The sequence below is a fragment of the Aestuariivirga sp. genome, from assembly GCF_044239095.1.
Classification (GTDB): domain Bacteria; phylum Pseudomonadota; class Alphaproteobacteria; order Rhizobiales; family Aestuariivirgaceae; genus Aestuariivirga.
This window is the reverse complement of record NZ_JBIICB010000406.1, coordinates 1-2,501: the sequence shown is the minus strand read 5'-3', so window position 1 is coordinate 2,501 and position 2,501 is coordinate 1. Positions and strand designations below refer to the sequence as shown.

The window sequence follows — 2,501 nt, the reverse complement described above, 5'->3', positions numbered from 1 at the left end:
TCCTGCACCGTCACCGACAATGGCCGTGGCATCCCCACCGACATCCACACCGGCGAAGGCGTGTCGGCGGCGGAAGTCATCATGACCCAGCTTCACGCGGGCGGAAAGTTCGACCAGAATTCCTACAAGGTCTCGGGCGGCCTGCACGGGGTGGGCGTCTCCGTCGTCAACGCGCTCTCGACCAAGCTCAAGCTCACCGTCTTCCGTGATGGCAAGGAGCACTTCATGAGCTTCAGCCATGGCGAACCGGATGCACCGCTCCGGGTGGTTGGCGAAGCCCCGGATAAGCGTGGCACGGAGGTGACCTTCCTGCCCTCTCCCGAAACCTTCACCATGATCGAGTTCGACTTCGCGACACTGGAGCACCGCTTGCGCGAGCTTGCCTTCCTCAATTCGGGCGTGCGCATCCTCCTCACCGACAAGCGCGGCGTCGAGGACAAGCTGGTGGAGCTCTTCTACGAGGGCGGCATCGCGGCCTTTGTGCGCTATCTCGACCGCACCAAGCAGGCGGTGCTTTCCGAACCGATCATGATCCATGGCGAAAGGGACGGCATCACCGTCGATTGCGCGCTGTGGTGGAACGACAGTTACCACGAGAACGTGCTCAGCTTCACCAACAACATCCCCCAGCGCGATGGCGGCACGCATCTTGCGGGCTTCCGCGGGGCGCTCACACGGGTGGTCAACAACTATGCCAATGAAAGCGGCATCGCCAAGAAGGAAAAGGTGCAGCTCACCGGTGACGACGCGCGCGAAGCGCTGACCTGCGTGCTGTCCGTCAAGGTGCCCGATCCCAAGTTCTCCTCCCAGACGAAGGACAAGCTTGTCTCGTCGGAGGTCCGCCCCGTGGTCGAGAACCTGGTCAACGACCAGCTCGGCGCCTGGTTCGAGGAGCACCCTGCCGAAGCAAAGTCGATCGTCTCCAAGGTCGTCGAGGCTGCGGCCGCCCGCGAGGCCGCGCGCAAGGCGCGCGAGCTGACACGGCGCAAGGGTGCGCTCGACATTTCGTCCCTTCCCGGCAAGCTTGCGGACTGCCAGGAGCGCGATCCGGCGAAATCCGAACTCTTCATCGTCGAGGGCGACTCGGCTGGCGGTTCCGCCAAGCAGGCGCGCCACCGGGAGAACCAGGCGGTGCTGCCGCTCCGCGGCAAGATCCTGAACGTGGAGCGCGCGCGCTTCGACAAGATGCTGTCATCCGCCGAGATCGGCACGCTCATCACGGCGCTGGGGACGGGCATCGGCCGCGAGGAGTTCAACGCCGACAAGCTGCGCTACCACAAGATCATCATCATGACGGACGCCGACGTCGACGGCGCCCACATCCGCACACTGCTCCTGACCTTCTTCTACCGGCAGATGCCGGAGATCATCGAGCGCGGCCATCTCTATATCGCGCAGCCGCCGCTCTATAAGGTGAAGCGCGGTTCTTCCGAGCAGTATCTCAAGGATTCGAAGGCGCTCGAAGCCTATCTCGTGGATACGGGTCTCGAGAGCACCGCCCTCGTGCTTGCCGACGGCACCGAACGCGCCGGCGCGGACCTCCGCTCCATCGTCGAGGAGGCCCTGTCGGTGCGTGCCGCCCTCGATGCGCTGCATTCACGCTATCCGCGCCCGCTGATCGAGCAGGCGGCGATCGCCGGCGTTCTCAACCCCGAAGTGCTCGCAAGCGCCGCGCAGGCGTCCGATGCCGCCGCCTACATTGCCCGGCGCCTCGACATCATTGCGGAGGAAACGGAGCGCGGCTGGGTGGGCGAGCCAACGTCTGACGGCGGCTTGAGCTTCTCGCGCGAGGTGCGTGGCGTGAAGGAGGCCTGGATGCTCGACGGCAAGCTCATCGGCTCCGCCGATGCGCTGCGCCTGGACCGCAAGGCAGAGCATCTGCAGGAAATCTATGCGAAGCCCGCCCGGCTCCGCCGCAAGGATAGCGAAACGGCGATCTACGGTCCCTCCTCGCTGCTCGATGCCATCTTCGCCTTCGGCCGCAAGGGCATCACCATGCAGCGCTACAAGGGTCTTGGCGAAATGAACCCGGGCCAGCTCTGGGAAACGACGCTCGATCCCAACGTCCGCACCCTGTTGCGCGTCAAGGTCTCCGAACTCGACGAGGCCGACGACATCTTCACCAAGCTGATGGGCGACGTGGTGGAACCGCGCCGCGACTTCATCCGCGAAAATGCGCTGAGTGTCGCAAACCTCGACGTGTAATGGCAAAGCAAGGCTGATCCGCATGCCACCGGACGGGAAGCATCAGGCGCGCGCGCCTTAGCGCGCGTTCCGACCAGGTGGAATCACCTGGTCGAAAAGAACTCGCGCAAGTTCAATAGCTTGAGCATGATCTTGTCGCAAAAGTGGTTTCCACTTGTGCGGATCATGCTCTAGTGTCCTGATTCCGAAGTTTTTGTGATTTGATTTTGTCTGAGGCAGAAACGTTTGATGGCGGCGAGGATGTCATCGGCGGACTTTGTCCATACGAAGGGCTTGGGTCTTTCGTTATGTGTTTT

At 63.1% G+C, this 2,501-nt stretch carries 1 protein-coding gene and 1 pseudogene; one reads left to right on the top strand and one right to left on the bottom strand.

Annotation, left to right across the window (positions count from 1 at the left end; all coding sequences use genetic code 11):
* The coding region (locus ACILRA_RS21980; RefSeq protein ID WP_395664171.1) for a DNA gyrase subunit B at positions 1 to 2,205 on the top strand (2,205 nt) is incomplete at its 5' end.
* Between the two features lie 170 nt (positions 2,206 to 2,375).
* Here the strand turns inward: ACILRA_RS21980 and ACILRA_RS21975 are convergent.
* Positions 2,376 to 2,501: pseudogene (locus ACILRA_RS21975) on the bottom strand (IS630 family transposase); the annotation flags it as partial.